Annotated in this window: 17 protein-coding genes and 1 rRNA gene (1 of these 18 running past the window's edge); 7 read left to right on the plus strand and 11 right to left on the minus strand. The window is 62.8% G+C overall.

Annotated features, from left to right (window positions below; genetic code table 11):
* The 4 genes from LMT64_RS09150 to LMT64_RS09165 all read right to left on the minus strand — a co-directional run.
* Nucleotides 1-57: ribosomal RNA gene (locus LMT64_RS09150) — 23S ribosomal RNA — on the minus strand; it reaches 2,814 nt to the left of the window's first position.
* A gap of 241 nt (nt 58-298) precedes the next feature.
* Nucleotides 299-982, minus strand: coding sequence for a PrsW family intramembrane metalloprotease (locus LMT64_RS09155; protein WP_126351847.1), 684 nt, complete (start codon nt 980-982; stop codon nt 299-301).
* Complete coding sequence (gene ruvC, locus LMT64_RS09160; protein WP_126351848.1) at nt 979-1,551, minus strand: crossover junction endodeoxyribonuclease RuvC; 573 nt, start codon at nt 1,549-1,551, stop codon at nt 979-981. The genes LMT64_RS09155 and ruvC overlap by 4 nt, the downstream gene beginning before the upstream one ends.
* Nucleotides 1,552-1,980 (minus strand): HesB/IscA family protein, encoded by a 429-nt coding sequence (locus LMT64_RS09165; RefSeq protein WP_211334174.1) that lies wholly within the window; start codon nt 1,978-1,980, stop codon nt 1,552-1,554.
* Between the two features lie 132 nt (nt 1,981-2,112).
* Between LMT64_RS09165 and LMT64_RS09170 the strand changes: the two genes are divergently transcribed.
* From LMT64_RS09170 to LMT64_RS09185, 4 genes are all read left to right on the plus strand, one after another.
* Nucleotides 2,113-2,373: a DdrH gene (locus LMT64_RS09170; protein WP_126351849.1), complete on the plus strand. Its 261-nt coding sequence runs from the start codon at nt 2,113-2,115 to the stop codon at nt 2,371-2,373.
* 86 nt (nt 2,374-2,459) lie between these two features.
* The gene (minD, locus tag LMT64_RS09175) at nt 2,460-3,266 is read left to right on the plus strand and encodes a septum site-determining protein MinD (RefSeq protein ID WP_126351850.1); all 807 of its coding nucleotides are present in this window, start codon (nt 2,460-2,462) and stop codon (nt 3,264-3,266) included.
* A complete protein-coding gene (minE, locus tag LMT64_RS09180) occupies nt 3,266-3,538 on the plus strand; it encodes a cell division topological specificity factor MinE (protein WP_126351851.1) in 273 nt (90 codons plus the stop codon). The genes minD and minE overlap by 1 nt, the downstream gene beginning before the upstream one ends.
* 128 nt (nt 3,539-3,666) lie before the next feature.
* Entirely contained in the window at nt 3,667-4,611 is a 945-nt protein-coding gene (locus LMT64_RS09185) for an aldo/keto reductase family protein (protein WP_126351852.1), read from the plus strand.
* 69 nt (nt 4,612-4,680) lie between these two features.
* On the opposite strand, the gene LMT64_RS09190 is transcribed toward LMT64_RS09185, so the two are convergent.
* The 4 genes from LMT64_RS09190 to LMT64_RS09205 form a co-directional block, all read right to left on the minus strand.
* Complete coding sequence (locus LMT64_RS09190) at nt 4,681-4,917, minus strand: ferredoxin (protein ID WP_126351853.1); 237 nt, start codon at nt 4,915-4,917, stop codon at nt 4,681-4,683.
* A 106-nt stretch (nt 4,918-5,023) separates the two neighbouring features.
* Nucleotides 5,024-5,809, minus strand: coding sequence for an NTP transferase domain-containing protein (locus LMT64_RS09195; protein ID WP_229253184.1), 786 nt, complete (start codon nt 5,807-5,809; stop codon nt 5,024-5,026).
* A 30-nt stretch (nt 5,810-5,839) separates the two neighbouring features.
* Nucleotides 5,840-7,282, minus strand: a complete 1,443-nt coding sequence (locus tag LMT64_RS09200; RefSeq protein ID WP_126351855.1) for a sensor histidine kinase — start codon at nt 7,280-7,282, stop codon at nt 5,840-5,842.
* Nucleotides 7,283-7,331: 49 nt separating this feature from the next.
* Nucleotides 7,332-7,997, minus strand: coding sequence for a response regulator transcription factor (locus tag LMT64_RS09205; protein ID WP_126351856.1), 666 nt, complete (start codon nt 7,995-7,997; stop codon nt 7,332-7,334).
* A gap of 66 nt (nt 7,998-8,063) precedes the next feature.
* Here LMT64_RS09205 and cmk point away from each other — a divergent pair, with 66 nt between their 5' ends.
* Nucleotides 8,064-8,702, plus strand: coding sequence for a (d)CMP kinase (gene cmk / locus LMT64_RS09210; RefSeq protein WP_126351857.1), 639 nt, complete (start codon nt 8,064-8,066; stop codon nt 8,700-8,702).
* Between the two features lie 101 nt (nt 8,703-8,803).
* Here cmk and LMT64_RS09215 read toward each other — a convergent pair whose 3' ends face one another.
* Nucleotides 8,804-10,048: an aminopeptidase gene (locus tag LMT64_RS09215; protein ID WP_126351858.1), complete on the minus strand. Its 1,245-nt coding sequence runs from the start codon at nt 10,046-10,048 to the stop codon at nt 8,804-8,806.
* A gap of 172 nt (nt 10,049-10,220) precedes the next feature.
* Here LMT64_RS09215 and LMT64_RS09220 point away from each other — a divergent pair, with 172 nt between their 5' ends.
* A complete protein-coding gene (locus tag LMT64_RS09220) occupies nt 10,221-13,148 on the plus strand; it encodes a M16 family metallopeptidase (protein WP_229253185.1) in 2,928 nt (975 codons plus the stop codon).
* Nucleotides 13,149-13,258: 110 nt separating this feature from the next.
* Here the strand turns inward: LMT64_RS09220 and LMT64_RS09225 are convergent, their stop codons facing one another.
* Entirely contained in the window at nt 13,259-14,041 is a 783-nt protein-coding gene (locus LMT64_RS09225; RefSeq protein ID WP_126351860.1) for an APH(3') family aminoglycoside O-phosphotransferase, read from the minus strand.
* A gap of 54 nt (nt 14,042-14,095) precedes the next feature.
* The gene (locus tag LMT64_RS09230) at nt 14,096-14,689 is read right to left on the minus strand and encodes a DNA-3-methyladenine glycosylase family protein (protein ID WP_126351861.1); all 594 of its coding nucleotides are present in this window, start codon (nt 14,687-14,689) and stop codon (nt 14,096-14,098) included.
* Between the two features lie 162 nt (nt 14,690-14,851).
* On the opposite strand from LMT64_RS09230, the gene LMT64_RS09235 reads away from it, so the two are divergent.
* Nucleotides 14,852-15,754: a YbaY family lipoprotein gene (locus LMT64_RS09235; protein WP_170165960.1), complete on the plus strand. Its 903-nt coding sequence runs from the start codon at nt 14,852-14,854 to the stop codon at nt 15,752-15,754.
* The last annotated feature ends 10 nt before the right edge of the window (nt 15,755-15,764 follow it).

Raw genomic sequence — 15,764 nt, forward strand, 5'->3', positions numbered from 1 at the left:
CGTCCTTCATCGGCTCCAGTGCCAAGGCATCCACCGTGGGCTCTTAATATCTTGACCCATCAAGATTTCAAAACTTCATCTATACCTACAGGTACGACTCGGTGTTTAAAAACAGGATTATATGCTCTTGTTCTCGCATTTCTCTTCTGTTGTCATGCTGCTCGCCTCAACTGAGGCTCAGAAACTATACAAGCCCTGCACTCACCTGTCAACCCCTTCCCGTTGAGATGGTGCAGACACAGCCCAACATGTGGCAAAAAGGCTGTCGCCGACGCAAAAGACCATTTATGGACCAGTCCTATAACTCGGCATCAACCGCCCGACTTGCCCCTACCGCATACTGCTGGAATCTGCGGTAGTAGCGCCTCGCCAGCAAGGCCATCATCCCAACCATCAGAAGCAATACACCCAGTTGAATCCAGCCTGGCTCATTCAGAACCAGAGTGTTGTAGGCAAAGTGCAGGAAGATGCTGATCAACAACCCCTGCGAACGCCACCAGTTGCGCCCGAAAAGATAGAATTTACCCAGCGCATAGCCTTGCGGCGCACTGAACAGGGCGTGTGCCAGGGTAGTGATCAACATGTGCCAGGCCACCGCGCTCCCACCGAAGCCCAACGCATAGGTCAGATTCTCGGCATAGGCAAAGCCTAGAGCAGCGGTCACGGCATAGACCAGACCGTCCATCGGTTCATCAAAGGCTTCTTCGGCCAGAGCGGTACTGGCGGCCAGCATCTTGAAGGCTTCCTCTGTAATAGCGGCCAGCAGCGCTAGCCCCAGCGGCCACATACCCCACTGATCAAAGCTGGCTCCGAACACTGCGGACACCAGCCAGGCCACCACCCCCCAACCGAAGGTCCGGGCCAGCAGCCAGAGTGGTTCAGGGTGACGGTCGTACCGAATAAAAAAGTAGAGCCAGGCTGCCGCCAGCAAACTGCATGCGGCCAACGCCAGCCATAACTCGGTGAACTGCTCGGCGCTCATGCCTGATCGGCACGCCGCTTGGGAGAAGCCCGGCGACTTCTTCTTCCTGTTCTTCCCGACTCAGCGGCCTGAAGGGCCACTTGCAATGCACTGCGGCTGGTCAGAGGAGCAGACGCCAGATGGGTGAGGGCCAGGGCCAAGGCATCAGCAGCGTGATTGTTACTGAGCGTGCGAAGACCCAGATTGGCCTTGACCATGAACATCACCTGCTCTTTGTCGGCGCGTCCAGTCCCAACCAGAGCCTTCTTGACCTGCATAGGGCCGTAGCCGTAGACCGGCAGTCCCCGCTGACCACAGGTCAGTTGCACGACACCGTATGCCTGCCCCACCTTGAAAGCCACATCGGCCTGACGGCGCAGAATCTGGTCCTCCAGGGCGATGGCGTCCGGCTGAAATTCATCCAGCAAAGCCGATAACCGCTGATGAATGGTCAGCAGCCGCTGGCCCATCTCCTGAGAACTGGGCGTCACTACGCACTCTTCGTGCAGACAAATGGCGCGGCGAATGTCTCCATCCACCACGCCCAGGCCAAGGTTGGCCAGTCCAGGATCAATACCCAGCACCCGCACTTACAGGCCGCCGCCCCCACAAGAAGCTCCCTGGCCTTCCGGCGCATTGGCACCGTCGGTGCGGAAAGAATGGCCGCAACCACAGGAGCTGGTGGCGTTGGGGTTGTTGACTGAGAAACCGCCGCCCATCAAGTTCTCGACAAAGTCCACCTCGCTGCCGCGCAGCAGGGCCAGGCTGGCCTGATCCACGACCAGCTTGACGCCCCGGTCGTAGACGATGGTGTCGCCTTCCAGTTCGCGGTCATCAATGGCCATGCCGTACTGGAAGCCGCTGCAACCGCCGCTCTTGATAAAGACACGCACACCGGCATTTTCCTTGCCGCTACCAGCAAGAATGCTCTGAGCTTTTTCGGCACCGAAGGCACTGATGGTCATCACCTTGGCCTCGGCAGCCCCTGGGGTGGTTGTTGGAATCATTTCTGCCGTCATACGGGCAGCTTAGCACCCCAAAACCTCCAGCAATCGCAGCTCCTGTTGCAAAGCCGAGCCACATTGGATCCTCCTATGTGCCCTGTCGCCCGTATTACAAAATCTGAGTGGGGTTTTGATAGATTTGAGTCTATGACGAACGCATATGCCGAGTGGCTCAAACAGATTGAACAGGAGTACGGAGAGCAGTTGGCCGAGATGCCACTGCCCGACGGCTTGTCTGAGCATCTGGCCGAGCTGATTCGGACAGGTGACCAGGAAACCATTCAGTTCATGCTGAAGTTGGCCTGGCAACTGGGGGCACAGGCCGGCGTATCAGCGGGAATGCAACTGGCCAAACAGGGCACTTCTCCCACGCGCGCTCCCTCCAAAAGCTCCGGCCTTAAGGCCTGATGCACAGCTCCATTTGCACCGTGCACGGGAGCTGAGAAGGCGGCCCCATCCTCAGGGGTGGCCCATTCACGCTACACTTCACAATCATGGATGCCAAAGTCATCGTAGTCACTTCCGGTAAGGGAGGGGTCGGCAAGACCACCACCACCGCGAATATTGGTGCAGCCCTGGCCAAGCTGGGCGAGAAGACCGCTGTCATTGACGTGGACGTGGGCCTGCGGAACCTGGACGTGGTCATGGGTCTGGAATCGCGCGTGGTCTTTGACCTGATTGACGTGTTGGAAGGCAAGTGCAAGCTGAATCAGGCCCTGATCCGCGACAAGCGGGTCGAAAACCTGTATCTGATGCCTGCTTCTCAGACCCGCGACAAGGACGCCCTGGACCCTGAAGTGTTCAAACAGGTGATTGACCGTCTGCTGAACGAAGAAGGCTTTGACCGCATCCTGGTAGACAGCCCTGCTGGGATCGAATCCGGCTTTAAGACGGCTGCCGCTCCGGCACAAGGCGCGCTGGTGGTCGTAAACCCTGAAGTGTCGAGTGTCCGTGACGCTGACCGGATCATCGGGCTGCTTGAAGCGCAGCAGGTCGGTGAAATCCGCTTGGTGATCAACCGCCTGCGCCCCGCGATGGTCGCCAGTGGCAACATGCTCAGCGAGGCAGACATGCTGGACATTCTGGGGGTCAAGCCCATCGGAATTATCCCGGAGGACGACGGCATCATCGTCAGCACCAACGTGGGTGAACCCGCTGTGCTGGGGACCAGCCGGGCCGGACAAGCGTTTCTAGATACGGCCCGACGCATTCGGGGAGAAGACGTGCCCTTTGCCAAGTTTGAAGACGAGCAGCCCGGTGGTTTCTGGGCCCGCCTGCGTAAGTTGCTGGGAGGTGTCTGATGTTCGGCTGGTTCAAGAGCCGCGAAGAGAAAAGCAAAGAGGCCCTGCGCGACCGCCTGGAACTGGTACTGGCCTATGACCGGGCCAACGTTTCTCCCGGCAAGATTGACGCCCTGCGCGCCGACTTGCTGGAAGTGGTCCGCAAGCACTTTCCAGCGGGCGAAAGCTCTATTGAAGTAGAGCAGATGGGCGACAAGATGGTTCTGTCGGCCAACATTCCGCTGGAAAGTGGCACCCGTCCCGGTCCCCGGCGCGGCAGCCCTGAACAGTGAGCTGCACTGCCCTCTTGCTCCTGCCTTCCAGCAGGGGCTTTTTTTGTGGCTGAGTCGCATCAATCCCCTTGATCAAGGCCTCACGCTTCTGGGCTCTTAAAAGCTAGAGCAGGCACTACAGTAACGACATGGAATACCGCAAATTGGGCAAAAGTGGACTCAAGGTTTCGGAAGTGGCACTGGGAGGCTGGGTCACCTATGGGCACTCGGTCCACGAGCAGCAGACCGTACGCGACATCGTTCACCGCGCTTACGACTCGGGGGTGAACTTTTTCGATCAGGCCGATGTCTACGCTAAGGGCAAATCCGAGGAGATGATGGGCGCCGTGCTGGCCGAACTGCCGCGCCATACGCTGGTGATCTCCAGCAAGGTGTACTGGCCTATGAGTGAAGACGTGAACGATCAGGGCCTAAGCCGCAAGCATGTGCTGGAGAGCATTGACAAGAGCCTTCAGCGCCTGGGCACCGACTACCTGGACCTGTACTTCGCGCACCGTTACGACGAGACGGTCCCGATGGAAGAGATCGTGATGGCCTTTGATCAGGTGATCCGCGACGGCAAGGCGCTGTACTGGGGTACCTCCATGTGGCCTGCGGCGCGGATTGCCCAGGCCGTGGAGTTTGCCCGTGCCCACGGCTTGCACGCCCCAGTGGTGGAGCAGCCGGAATACTCCATGATTGCCCGCGAGCGCGTGGAGAGCGAGATTCTGCCCTACACCGAGAGCGCTGGAGTAGGTCTGGTCGTCTGGAGTCCGCTGGCGATGGGCCTGCTGACCGGCAAGTATGACAACGGCGTCCCCGAAGGCGCTCGCCTGGGCGAAAACGAGAACTGGGCCAAGAAGTTTCTGACTGAAGAAAACGTGCAGAAGGTCCGTGATCTTAGGCCCATCGCCGACGACCTGGGCCTGACCCGCGCCCAGCTGGCTCTGGCGTGGATCCTGCGCCAGAAGGGCGTGAGCAGCGTGATCACTGGCGCCACCAAAGTGCAGCAGATTGAAGACACCGTCAAGGCTGGGGGCGTGCGCCTGACCGACGATGTGATTGCCCGTATTGACGACATCCTCAACCGCTGAGCGGGGCCGCCTGATAAAAAAGACCGCCGGGGCCAGATCGGCTGCTCGGCGGTCTTCGTCTGACTTGGCTTAGACGCCGAAAAATTCAGCGTTCTTGGCGATGAAGGCCATTTCCTCTTCGGGAGTGTCTTCTTCGGGGAAAATGGCGTTGACCGGGCAAGCTGGAACGCAGGCACCGCAGTCAATGCACTCATCAGGGTGAATAAGGAACTGGTCGCCGCCGTCGTAGATACATTCGACCGGGCAGACTTCAGTGCAGGCCTGGTCCTTGACGCCAATGCAGGGGGAAGTGATCACGTGAGGCATAGGGGCAGTATGCAGCGCTCGCCCGAAGATAACAAGGGTGCAGCAAACAGAAGAAATGCGTCCAGGCGAGGTAAATCCCGACCTTAAAAGTCAGGATTAGACCAAACTAGCGCTGCGTCAGGACAGCTTCGGCCAGGGCCAGATCAGAGGCCTTGTCCACATCAGTTCCCACCGCAGCATGTGGCGTGATGATGGCCCGCGCTTCTACCCCCAGCAGTCGGCTGACGGCTTCCTCTAGACCACGCACTGTCAGGCGACCCGTGACCAGTCGCAGCAATACCCCTGGGCCGATCAGGGCGGCCAGTCGCAGCGGGGCCTTACGGGCGGCCAGGGCCTCACGCAGGCGGGGCAGAAAACGCACCGCCAGCCCTGGATCAAAGAAAAAGAGGTTGCCCCCCGTAAAGCTGCCGTCACGCACCCGCACAAAGGTCCGCTGCACGCCGGGATACTCGGCCTCACAGGCACTGCGGGGAACCACTGGATACAGTAGCCCAGCGCCAGGATGGCTTTCTGCCTGGTCCATCACGTCGCACAGCTGTTCGGCACGCAGCATGGGAATGTCTGCGGTGATCACCAGTGCCCGCCCGTGTTCAGATCCATCTGCGCCCAGCGCTTCCAAACCCGCCGCGAGGTTGTCCAGTAAACGGCCACTGTCCTGGAGGTGCAGGTCAATGAGCGCGTCCATCTCAGGTGTGGTGGGGCCAACATAGGCGATCCGGTCTACCCGGCCCGAGGCCTGCACCGCCTGCAGGACATGCAGCGCCATGGGCTGCCCGGCCACTGGCACCAGGCACTTGACCGCCACGCCGTGTGACACTGCAAAAGGATCACCGGGGTCTCCTCCACCGAGAATCAGGGCCTGATAACGCGTGGGCGTGGGGGCGGCAGTCATGCTGGGCAGTGTAGCGGGCCGCAGCGCGGATTAGGCGGGTTCGGCGGGAGCCGCTGGAGTGTCTACCGCAGGTAACTCAGCCAGCGCGGGAAGCACCAGCCGGGCCACGAAGCCCTCGCCCGGAGTGCTGGAGAGCTGTAATTCGCCCCCATGCACCTCTGCCGCGCGGCGGGCCAGCGCCAGACCCAAGCCGTGCCCACCGCCACTCGCCTGCCCCTGACGGCTGGCATCGGGGCGGTAGAAGGCTTGCCCCAGTTGCGCCAGTACCTCCGGCGTCACGCCTGGTCCCTCGTCGCTCACGGTAATCTGAGCCTGGGGGCCAGCTGGCTCCGCGCGGCCTTCTACCTGTACCAGCACCGGCGAACCGCCACCGTAGCGGGTGGCATTCATCACCAGGTTCCAGACGGCCTGACCCAGCAGCACCGGGTCACCCATCACCTGTATGTCCCGCCCAGACGGCAGAATTTCTAGGTCCACGTCGGCCAATTCGTCCAGCTCACGGGCGCGGTCCACGGCATCGGCAGCCAGCGGGCGCAGCGCCAGCGGTTGCTTGGACACCGAACCCGGATCACGCGACAGCAGCAGCAAGTGAGTGGTCAGGGCCGACAATCGCTCCAGGTCCGTACCGATCTCCTGCAAGTCTTCACGGTAACGTTCGGCGCTGCGGGGCTGGCTGAGGCTACCCTGCACCCGCGCGGTCAGGGCGGCCAGGGGCGAACGTAAATCATGCGCTGCCGCCCGCGCAAAGTCCTGTTCGCGCTCGCGGGCCTGGGCCAATTGGCCGAAGGTGCCCTGCAACGCCCGCGCCAGCAGCCCCAGTTCGTCACCTTGTCCTGTCAGCGGCAGCGGGCGGCGCAGGTCACCGCTCTCTCCCACCTCCCGCGCCGCTTCTTCCAGCTGCCGTACCGGGGCCAGCAGGCGACCCGAGACGGTCCAGCCGGCCATCAGCGCCAGCAGCAAGGTAATCGGCAGCAGCAACCAGAACGCCTGCTGAAAGGCATTGTTGGCCCGGCCCAGCGTGCCGGTGTCGGCCACCACGGTCAGTGACATCTCCGGCCCACCCAGCCGGAGGGTGCGGACGGCCACCAACTGTTGCTGGTTCTGGATGGAGTAGATGTTGACCGGGAGGTCCAGCGGCAACGCTTCTGGGAAGCGGCTGGTGGTGCGGGCGTACAGCTGCCCACTGACCTGGGCCACCAAACGCAGTTCCAGATTCTGAGTCTGGGAATTTTCATCGGCGATGCGGGCCAGGTCCCACCACATCCACTGCATCGCCGCCACGCCACCTGCGCGGTCTATCTCACGCTCTATGCGCGACTGCACGATCAGCACATTGCTGATCAGTTGCTGCTGCTCGGACAGGTACAGAAACTGCCGCACCGTCAGGTACAGCCCCCCGGCCACCAGACTGGCCGCCAGTCCAGTCGCCAGCGCCGACCAGAGGGTGAGGCGGGCACGGAGGCTCAGGCGCATCTCTGTTGGTGGTCAACAGATGGCCGAAGACCTCCACCACTCTGAACTTTCACCCTTCCACCCGGTAGCCGCGCCCCCGTTCTGAGCGGATGGCTTCAGGAGCCAATTTGCGGCGCACGTAGCGCACATACACGTCCACGATGCGTGCCTCACCGCTGAACTCGGCGCCCCAGACCCGGTCCAGCAGATCCTCACGGGTAAACCAGCGCTCCGGTGAGAGGGTCAGCGCTTCGAGCAGCGCGTATTCACGGCCAGTAACGGCCACTTCTTCGCCGTCCCAGGTCACGGTGCGGGCCACCGTATCCAGCGTGCCGCGCCCCTCACCGAAGTGCAGCACCGGAGCGCTCTGGCCGCGTTCACGGCGGGTCAGCGCCCGCAAGGTCGCCAATAGCTCCGGCATGGCAAACGGTTTGGTCAAGTAAGCATCTCCGCCGATATCCAGCCCACGCACCCGGTCATCTACCTCGGTACGGGCTGTCAGAAACAGAATGGCCGTTTCCAGACCGGATTCCCGCATCTTTTTGGCCACCCCAAAGCCGTCCAGCTCGCCCGGCACCATCACGTCCAGCACCGCCAGCGGAAAGTCGCCCATCACGGCTTCTTCCAGGGCGGCCTCGCCGCTCTGTACCCAAGTCACTTCGTACCCGGCCTCTCGCAGAGCGTCACGGGTCGGCTCGGCAATCCGGGCGTCGTCTTCAAGCAGCAGCAGGCGCATACGGCCAGTCTAGCCGGGTGGGTTGGGGGTGGGTTGGAGTAGGCCAGGGCCGCTACACTCCTAGGCGTGATCATCACGATTGACGGCGTAGCGGCAAGTGGAAAAAGTACGGTGGCTTCCGGGGTAGCCCGCGCCCTGGGGGTTCCCTATATCAGCAGTGGCCTGCTGTACCGCGCTGTGACGCTGTGTGGCCTGGAAGAAGCGCTGGCAGGCGGCGACCTGCGGGTGCTGGAGCGGCTAGAGGCGCAGCCTCCCCGCCTGGAACCCCGCGCCGAGGGCAACCAGGTCTGGCGCGGCGAACGTGACATAACCCCCGACCTCCACGCCACCCGGATAGATGCGGGCGTGAGCGCTTACGCCGCCTTGCCGGAGGTCCGGGCCTGGGTGGATGACCAGTTGCGGGGCCTGCCCAGGCCGTTCGTGGCCGAGGGCCGGGATATGGGCACCAACGTCTTCCCGCAGGCCGGGGCCAAGTTCTACCTGACCGCCAGCCCCCGTGTGCGGGCCGAGCGCCGCAGCAGCGAACGACCTGACGAACTGGACGCCATTGAAGCCGCCCTGATCGAACGTGACGCCCGCGATGCTGCCCAGAGCGCCCCCGCCGCCGATGCCCTGGTCATTGACACTGGGGAACTGAGCGCGCAGGAAGTCATCGACCTAATCGTGCGGGAAGTTGAGGGCAAAAGGCTGAAAACGGAAAACTGAACGCGAAGTGGGCTTTGACCCACTGGCATTCAGCTTTCCGCTCCTTTCGGTAAGTCACCACAGGCTGGCCCATAATGACTCGCGTCCGCTCATGGGACCGATCAGTTCGCCGCTTCCACGACCCATTCGCCCTGACGCATCAGCGGCACGCGGCTGCCGTCCTTGGTGATGCCGTCCACGTCAGTGGTGGGGCTGCCGATCATCCAGTCCACGTGGATCAGTGACTTGTTGCCGCCAGCAGCCAGCAGTTTCTCCTCGTCGCTGCCGCCTGCGATGTTGGTGGAGTAGCAACGGCCCTGAGCGATGTGAGAAGCGGCGTTCTCATCAAAGAGGGTCATGTTGAACAGCGTGCCGGTCTGTGCGACCGGAGCCGAGGCCGGAACCAGCGCGATCTCGCCCAGGTGTGCGGCGCTCTCGTCAGTATCCAGCAGTTGCTTGAGGGTTTCCTCGCCCGTTTCGGCACTGACCGACACGGCCTTGCCGTCCTTGAACTCCATGCGGATCCCCTGAATCAGCGTGCCGCGCACCGACAGCGACTTGGAAGCCACGGCCACGCCGTCTACCCGGTCACGGTGCGGCGCGGTAAACACCTCGTCGGTGGGCATGTTGGGTACGGTGCTGTTGCCGGTGGCACCCGCCATCGCGCCGCCGTCCCAGACGTGACCGTCGGCCAGGCCCACCGTCAGGTCGGTGCCTTCGGGGTTGCTGAAGTGCACGGCGCTGAACTGCTGGTCGTTCAGGTAATGGGTCAGTCTGGCCAGGCGGTCGGTGTGGTCCTTCCAGGCGGCCACCGGGTCGTTTTCGTTGATCCGCGACACGGTGAAGATGTCTTCCCACAGCCGCGCTACGGCGTCTTCTTCGCTCAGGTCAGGGTACACGTTCTTGGCCCAGGCCGAGGAAGCCACCGCGCCCAGCGACCAGTCCACCGTATGCCCGGTAATGGCCGCAGATACCTTTTCGCCCATCTGCGCCGTTTTTTTGGAGCGTTCGGCAATAAGTGCGCCGTCCACTCCGGCCAGCAGGTTGGGATCATCTCCGCGCAGGCCAATGCGGGCGTAGCCGTCATCCACCATGCGCTCGGCCTGCTCCATAGCCCACTCGGGCATGAACAGTGCAGCTTCACGGCCACCTTCAGTCAGGCGCAATTTTTCCAGCTCCTCGTCGCGCCACTCGACACGGACGTCCAAGGCGCCGCGCCTATAGGCCACACGCACCATTTCGTGCACCAGTGGCCTCGCATCCAGCGGGGCATTGATCAGCAGCTTGCCGCCACTTTGCAGCGCTACGCCAGCTTCGACCAATACGCGGGCGTACTCGTTCAGCTTCTCGTCAAATGTTTTGGACATTTGGTCAGTCTAGCCCTTTCAGACTCCTGGGCCATAACCCAGCACCTGACAGCCAAAGAGAGAAATGAGGTGTGCAATGTCTTTTTTTAGCGTCCCGGATTAAAGATTCAGTAAACCTCTACGGACTACTGCCCCGTCGGCACTGGGCTGGGCATCCGCTAGTCTTAGAGATATGAATTACAAATCAAGGTGGTTGATCTGTACCCTGGGCCTCAGTCTGGGCGGCGCAGCACTGGCTGGTGTCGCAGGCGGCAGCAGCACTCCTATCGTGGACCCAGTAACGGCTCCTGTGTCCATTACGGTGCCTGCCCTGCCGCTGAACGCTGCGCCAGTGGTCCCAGCCACCGAGGCAGGGCCAGTCACTCCTGAAACTCCAGTTCCGGTTCAGACCCCAGCGCCGGTGACTCCTGCGCCTGTCACCCCTGCCCAGGCCGCCGAGCAGCCGACTGGACTGCCCGCTGGCGTCACTTATGTGACCCAGGCCGAGGGCATCCGCGAGTACCGCCTGGACAACGGTCTGCGCGTGTTGCTGTTCCCTGATCCTTCTGCGGGCACCTTCACCCTGAACACCACCTACTTGGTGGGCAGCGTGCACGAGAACTACGGCGAAACCGGCATGGCGCACCTGCTGGAGCACCTGGTCTTTAAAGGTACGGAGACCGGCGGCAACATCATGCAGGAACTGGGCCAACGCGGCGCCGACTTCAACGGAACCACCTGGTTGGACCGCACCAACTACTTCGAGACGCTGAACAACACAGGCGACAACCTGGCCTGGGCCATCGGGATGGAAGCGGACCGGATGGTCAACTCGCGGATCAGCGGCGACGACCTCAAGACCGAAATGACCGTGGTCCGCAACGAATTCGAAGCAGGCGAAAACGATCCGGTGGGCCTGACCCTCAAAGAAACCCAGTCGGCGGCCTACGACTGGCACAACTACGGCAACTCCACCATCGGCAACCGCTCGGACGTAGAAAACGTGCCGATTGACCGCCTCCAGGCCTTTTACCGCACGTACTACCAACCAGACAACGCCGTAGTGACTCTGGCCGGAAATTTTGACGAAGCGCAGGCACTGGCACTCATCGCCGAGAAGTTCGGGGCCATTCCCCGCCCCACCCGCACCCTGCCGGCGCTCTACACCCGCGAACCCGCCCAGAACGGCGAGCGGCTGGTGAATGTGCGCCGGGTAGGCGACCAGCAACTGCTGCTGGCGGCCTACCATGTGCCCAGCGTGCGCCACCCTGACTATCCGGCCCTGGCGGTTCTGGCCCAGATCTTGGGGGACGTGCCGGGCGGCCTGCTGCATCAAGCCCTGGTGCCGAGCGGTCAGGCCCGCAGCACGCTGGTCTATCCCATGACGGTCAGCCAGCCAGGTCTGCTGATGGGCGGCGCCATTTTGGACAAGTCCGATGATCTGGAACGTGCCCAGGCCACGCTGCTAGGTACCCTGGAAGGCACCGGTCAGCGAACCTTTACCGAGGAAGAAGTGGCCCGCGCCAAGCAGACGTACGCCGCCAGCTACCGTCAGCTGCTGACCCAGCCGAAACAGGTGGGGGTTGCCCTGAGCGAGAGCATCGCCAGCGGCGACTGGCGCCTGTCGTTCAAGCTGCGTGATGACATTGAACAGGTCACGGTGGCCGATGTGCAGCGGGTGGCCGCCACCTACTTCAAGCCCAGCAACCGCACCCTGGGCCGATTTATTCCCACTGCTACGCCCGACCGGGTCGAAGTGGGGGTGGCTCCCAGCCCCGAAGAGGCCTCCAAGGACTTTGTGGGCCGCGAAGGGCTGAGTGCTGGTGAGCAGCTGGACGCCACTCCAGCGGCGCTGGAAGGCCGCGTGATCCGCGAACAGGTCGGGGACGTGTCTCTGGTCCTCTTGCCCAAAGAAACCCGTGGCGACCGGGTCGAGCTGGCCCTGGCCCTGGACTACGGCAACCCTGACACCATCCGTGAGGTGGGCGCAGCGGCCCAGTTCTTGCCTAACCTCCTGACGCGCGGCAGCGAAGGCCTGACCCGCCAACAACTCAAGGACCGCCTGGAAACGATCAACTCCACCCTGACCGTCACCGGAGACGGCAGCGGCCTGGTTGTCAGGCTAAGCACTGAGCGTGAGCACCTGCCTGAAGCCCTAGAACTGCTGCGTTCGGTCCTGCGTGAACCCACCTTCCCACAGAGCGAATTTGCCGAGCTGCAAAACCTGACCCTGACCACCCTGGAAGCGGGCCGCAGCGAACCGCAGAATGTGGCGCTGCGCCGTCTGAGCCGCGTGTTTATGCCCGAAGGCGCAGTACGTGGCGACATCGAATACTCGCCCTCGCTGGACGAGGAACTGGAAGATGTCCGCGCCGTGAAGGTAGAGGACGTCAGCCGCTTTTATGAGGAGGTGGTCGGCGCTGGCCGCGCCCGCCTGAGCGTGGTGGGCGACTTTGAGCCCCAGACCGTGCGTGAGGCGGTGCCCACGCTGCTGGGCGACTTTGACAGCCCCGTGACCTACGAGCGCTTTGTGCCCACACTGACCACCCCGGCAGGCGCCCAGGAAGTCATCAACGTGCCTGACAAGGCCAACGCGGTGTACTTTGCCCAGCTGAACTACCCGCTGCGCGATGACCACCCTGACAAGGCAGCGCTGGACGTGGCCCTCAAGATCTTCGGGGGGGGAACCGACACTCGGCTCTTCAACCGCCTGCGCCAGCAGGACGGCCTGAGCTACGGGGCCTACGCCTACGCCAACCAGTCCAGCCGCGACGAATACGGCAATCTGCTGACCTTCGCCATCTACAACCCAGCGGTGCGTGAAAAGGTTTCAGCGGCCATGGGTGAGGAGTTCCGCCGCATTGCCACCGGGGGCTTTACCGAGGCCGAAGTCAACAATGCCCGCGCCGCGCTGCTGCAAGAAGCCCGCGCCGCCTACGCGAGCGACGCCACCTTGGCCGCCGAGCTGCTGACCCAGGCTGATCTGGGGCGCACTTTCGCCTTCCAGCAGGAGTGGGAACAGCGCTTAAGCGCCGTCACCCCTGCCGCTGCTCAGGCCGCCTTCGTGAAGTACTTGAACCCGGACGACCTGGTCGAAGTCCAGGTCGGCACGTTCGAATAAGAAGTAGGCAGTGAGACATAGGGCGAGAGGCCAGAAATACTCCTGACCTTTCGCCTTTCTGTGCTGCTCGGCACGGCGGGCCAGCCTCTTGAGCCTACCCACCACAACAACTATGCCAACTCGTCCAGCACCCGGTAATAGTCCAGCCGCATTTCATCCACCAGCTCGCGGCCATAGGTGTCCAAGAAGACATCCACCCATTTCTGCCCCAGGTTGCGCCCGATAGAGCGGGCCGCCAGTGCCAGGTCCACGTGGCGGTCAGCCAGCCCGGCGCGGCCTACGTCAACCAGCCCCTCGACATACTCGCCCTGCACGATGAAGTTGGGCAGGCAGGCGTCACCGTGCGTGACCACGATGTCTTCGGTCTGGGGACGGTGTTGCACCAGCCAGACGAGCACCTCTACCGCTGATTGGCCCACGCGTTCATCATCAAAATCGGTCTGATCTACCACATTCGCTGCGACTCGCTCACGTGCCAGCCGCAGCGACACCGGCAGGGTCATGTTGAAGGGGCAGTCGCGGGGAGGCAGGCTGTGCAGCCCCCGCAGCGCCCGCGCCAGCAGGCCCGCCATCCGCTCGGCGTGCAAGGTGGCGTCGGGGTGACTCATGGGAATGCCGGGGACGCGCTCCATCGCCAGATATTCGTGTGTGCTGTCGGCAAAGTAGCCCAGCACCCTCGGCACGGGTACGCGGCCAGCCAACCACCGCAGCCGCTCACGCTCGTCGGCCAGCGAAGTGACAGCCGGATGCAGGTGCGGCTGGATCTTGAGAAGGTGCCGACTGGACCGCCAGACCTCGGCCCCACTCTGGCCCAACGTGACCGGCTCCCAGCGGGCAGCGGGCAGGACACGGCTAAAAGCTGTGGGAACATTCGGGCCAGGGCGCTCGGACATAGGCAGAAGTCTAAGGGGCGGGAGGTCAGAGCGCCTAACACGGTAGGACCGTCTTCAAATGCCCGGCGCGGCGTTCTGATCAGCCCAGAGGTAGCGGGCGGCCAGTGTGCGGTGGGGACTCCAGGCCTGGACCACCGCTGCGTGATCTTGGCCCGGATAGTGACGCTCCAGGCCCTTACGCAGCGCCAGATCCCCGAAACTGAAGACGTCCGGGTGGCCCAGCGCGAACATCATGAACATCTCGGCAGTCCAGCGACCCACCCCACGCAGCGGCAACAACTCCGCCAGGATCAGGCTCTCCGGCTGCCCAGCCAGCGCAGCAAAGTCCACCTGATCCTCGGCAGCGGCGCGGGCAATGTCCTGCACCGAACGCACTTTGGCCCACGACAGGCCCAGGGCCCGTAACTCATCGGGGGTGGTCGCCAGCAGGGCAGGGGCGGTCACTTCACCCAGTGCCGCTTCCAGTCGGCCATAGATGCTGCGCGCCGCCTTGACGCTGAGCTGCTGGCCCACCACCGAGCGAATCAGGCGGGCAAAGGGATCAGGCGCCACTTCCAAGCTGGGAAGGTCACCGTAGCGAGCGATCAATCCCGCCATGACAGGATCACGGCCCAGATGGGCGTAGGCGGCGGGCAACGTGGGGTTCATCTCACCAGAGTAACGGCCGTGCTGAATACCTCATGAAGACGTCCCCAAGCTGCGCCCCCACGTCATGGGCATATCTGCCTAAGATGAATTTTTCTTAAAGGAGCCTTCATAGTGCGGAGCGGACACTATTTGTTACCAAGTAAATTTTCTACCCTGATGAACATGAACCGTCAGTATGCCCTGATCTCCGCCATGCTGCTTGGCAGCGCTGCTGCGCAGTCGGCCACCACGTCCACCGTGATCGGTGAGGTCACGCTGACCCGTCCTGCCACCGTGCAGTCTCCCACCGAGGAAGTTCAGACCCTGACCACGGTGGAGCCGATTACCCCGCCCAGCAGTGAGACGGCCCAGGCCGCACAGCCTGAAGCACCTGAAGAAGAAGTGGCGGCACCCGCTGTCACCACTGCCCCTGCCGAAGTGACTGAAGAAGCTCCTGAACAGGTCGCCGAGCCGGTACAGCCTGCCGAGAGCGCCGCTCCCGTCACGGCTCCTGTGACTCCGGTGACGCCTCCCAGCAGTGCCAATCCCCCTATCGTGGTTCCGGCGCCCAAGCAGACTGCTCCAGCGGCGACCCAGCAACCTGCTCCAGCCCAAGCTGTGCCAGCCACCCCTGCACCCGCGCAGGCGACCCCTGCTCAGCAGACCACCCAGCCAGCAGCCCCTGCACCCCAGGCCGCTCCTCAGCCCACGGCCACCACTTCTGCAGGGCAGAGCGCCACCGCGCCCAGCCACCTGCCTACCGGCTGGCGTCACCTGAGCGGCGAGATCGCCGGGTCCAAGTCGGTGGTTCTGCCTGCAGGCAGCAAGGTGCAAGTGGCGATTGAAGCGGTCAACCGCGCTACCGGCCAGCACAGCACCCACCTGGTCGTGGGCTTCGGCACGGAAATGCTGGGCACCACCTACAACCTGAACTACAACCCTGCCCGTCTGAACACTGCTCAGTACGACTACGTGGTGCAGGCCAAGGTATTTGACGCTGATGGCGACATGATCTACATGTCTGATACCAAGCAGCCGCTGCCCGCTGACCTGGCCGCCAAGCTGAAGATTGATATGAACTTCTAAAGCCTTTAGC

It is taken from the genome of Deinococcus radiophilus (genome assembly GCF_020889625.1).
Lineage (GTDB): Bacteria > Deinococcota > Deinococci > Deinococcales > Deinococcaceae > Deinococcus > Deinococcus radiophilus.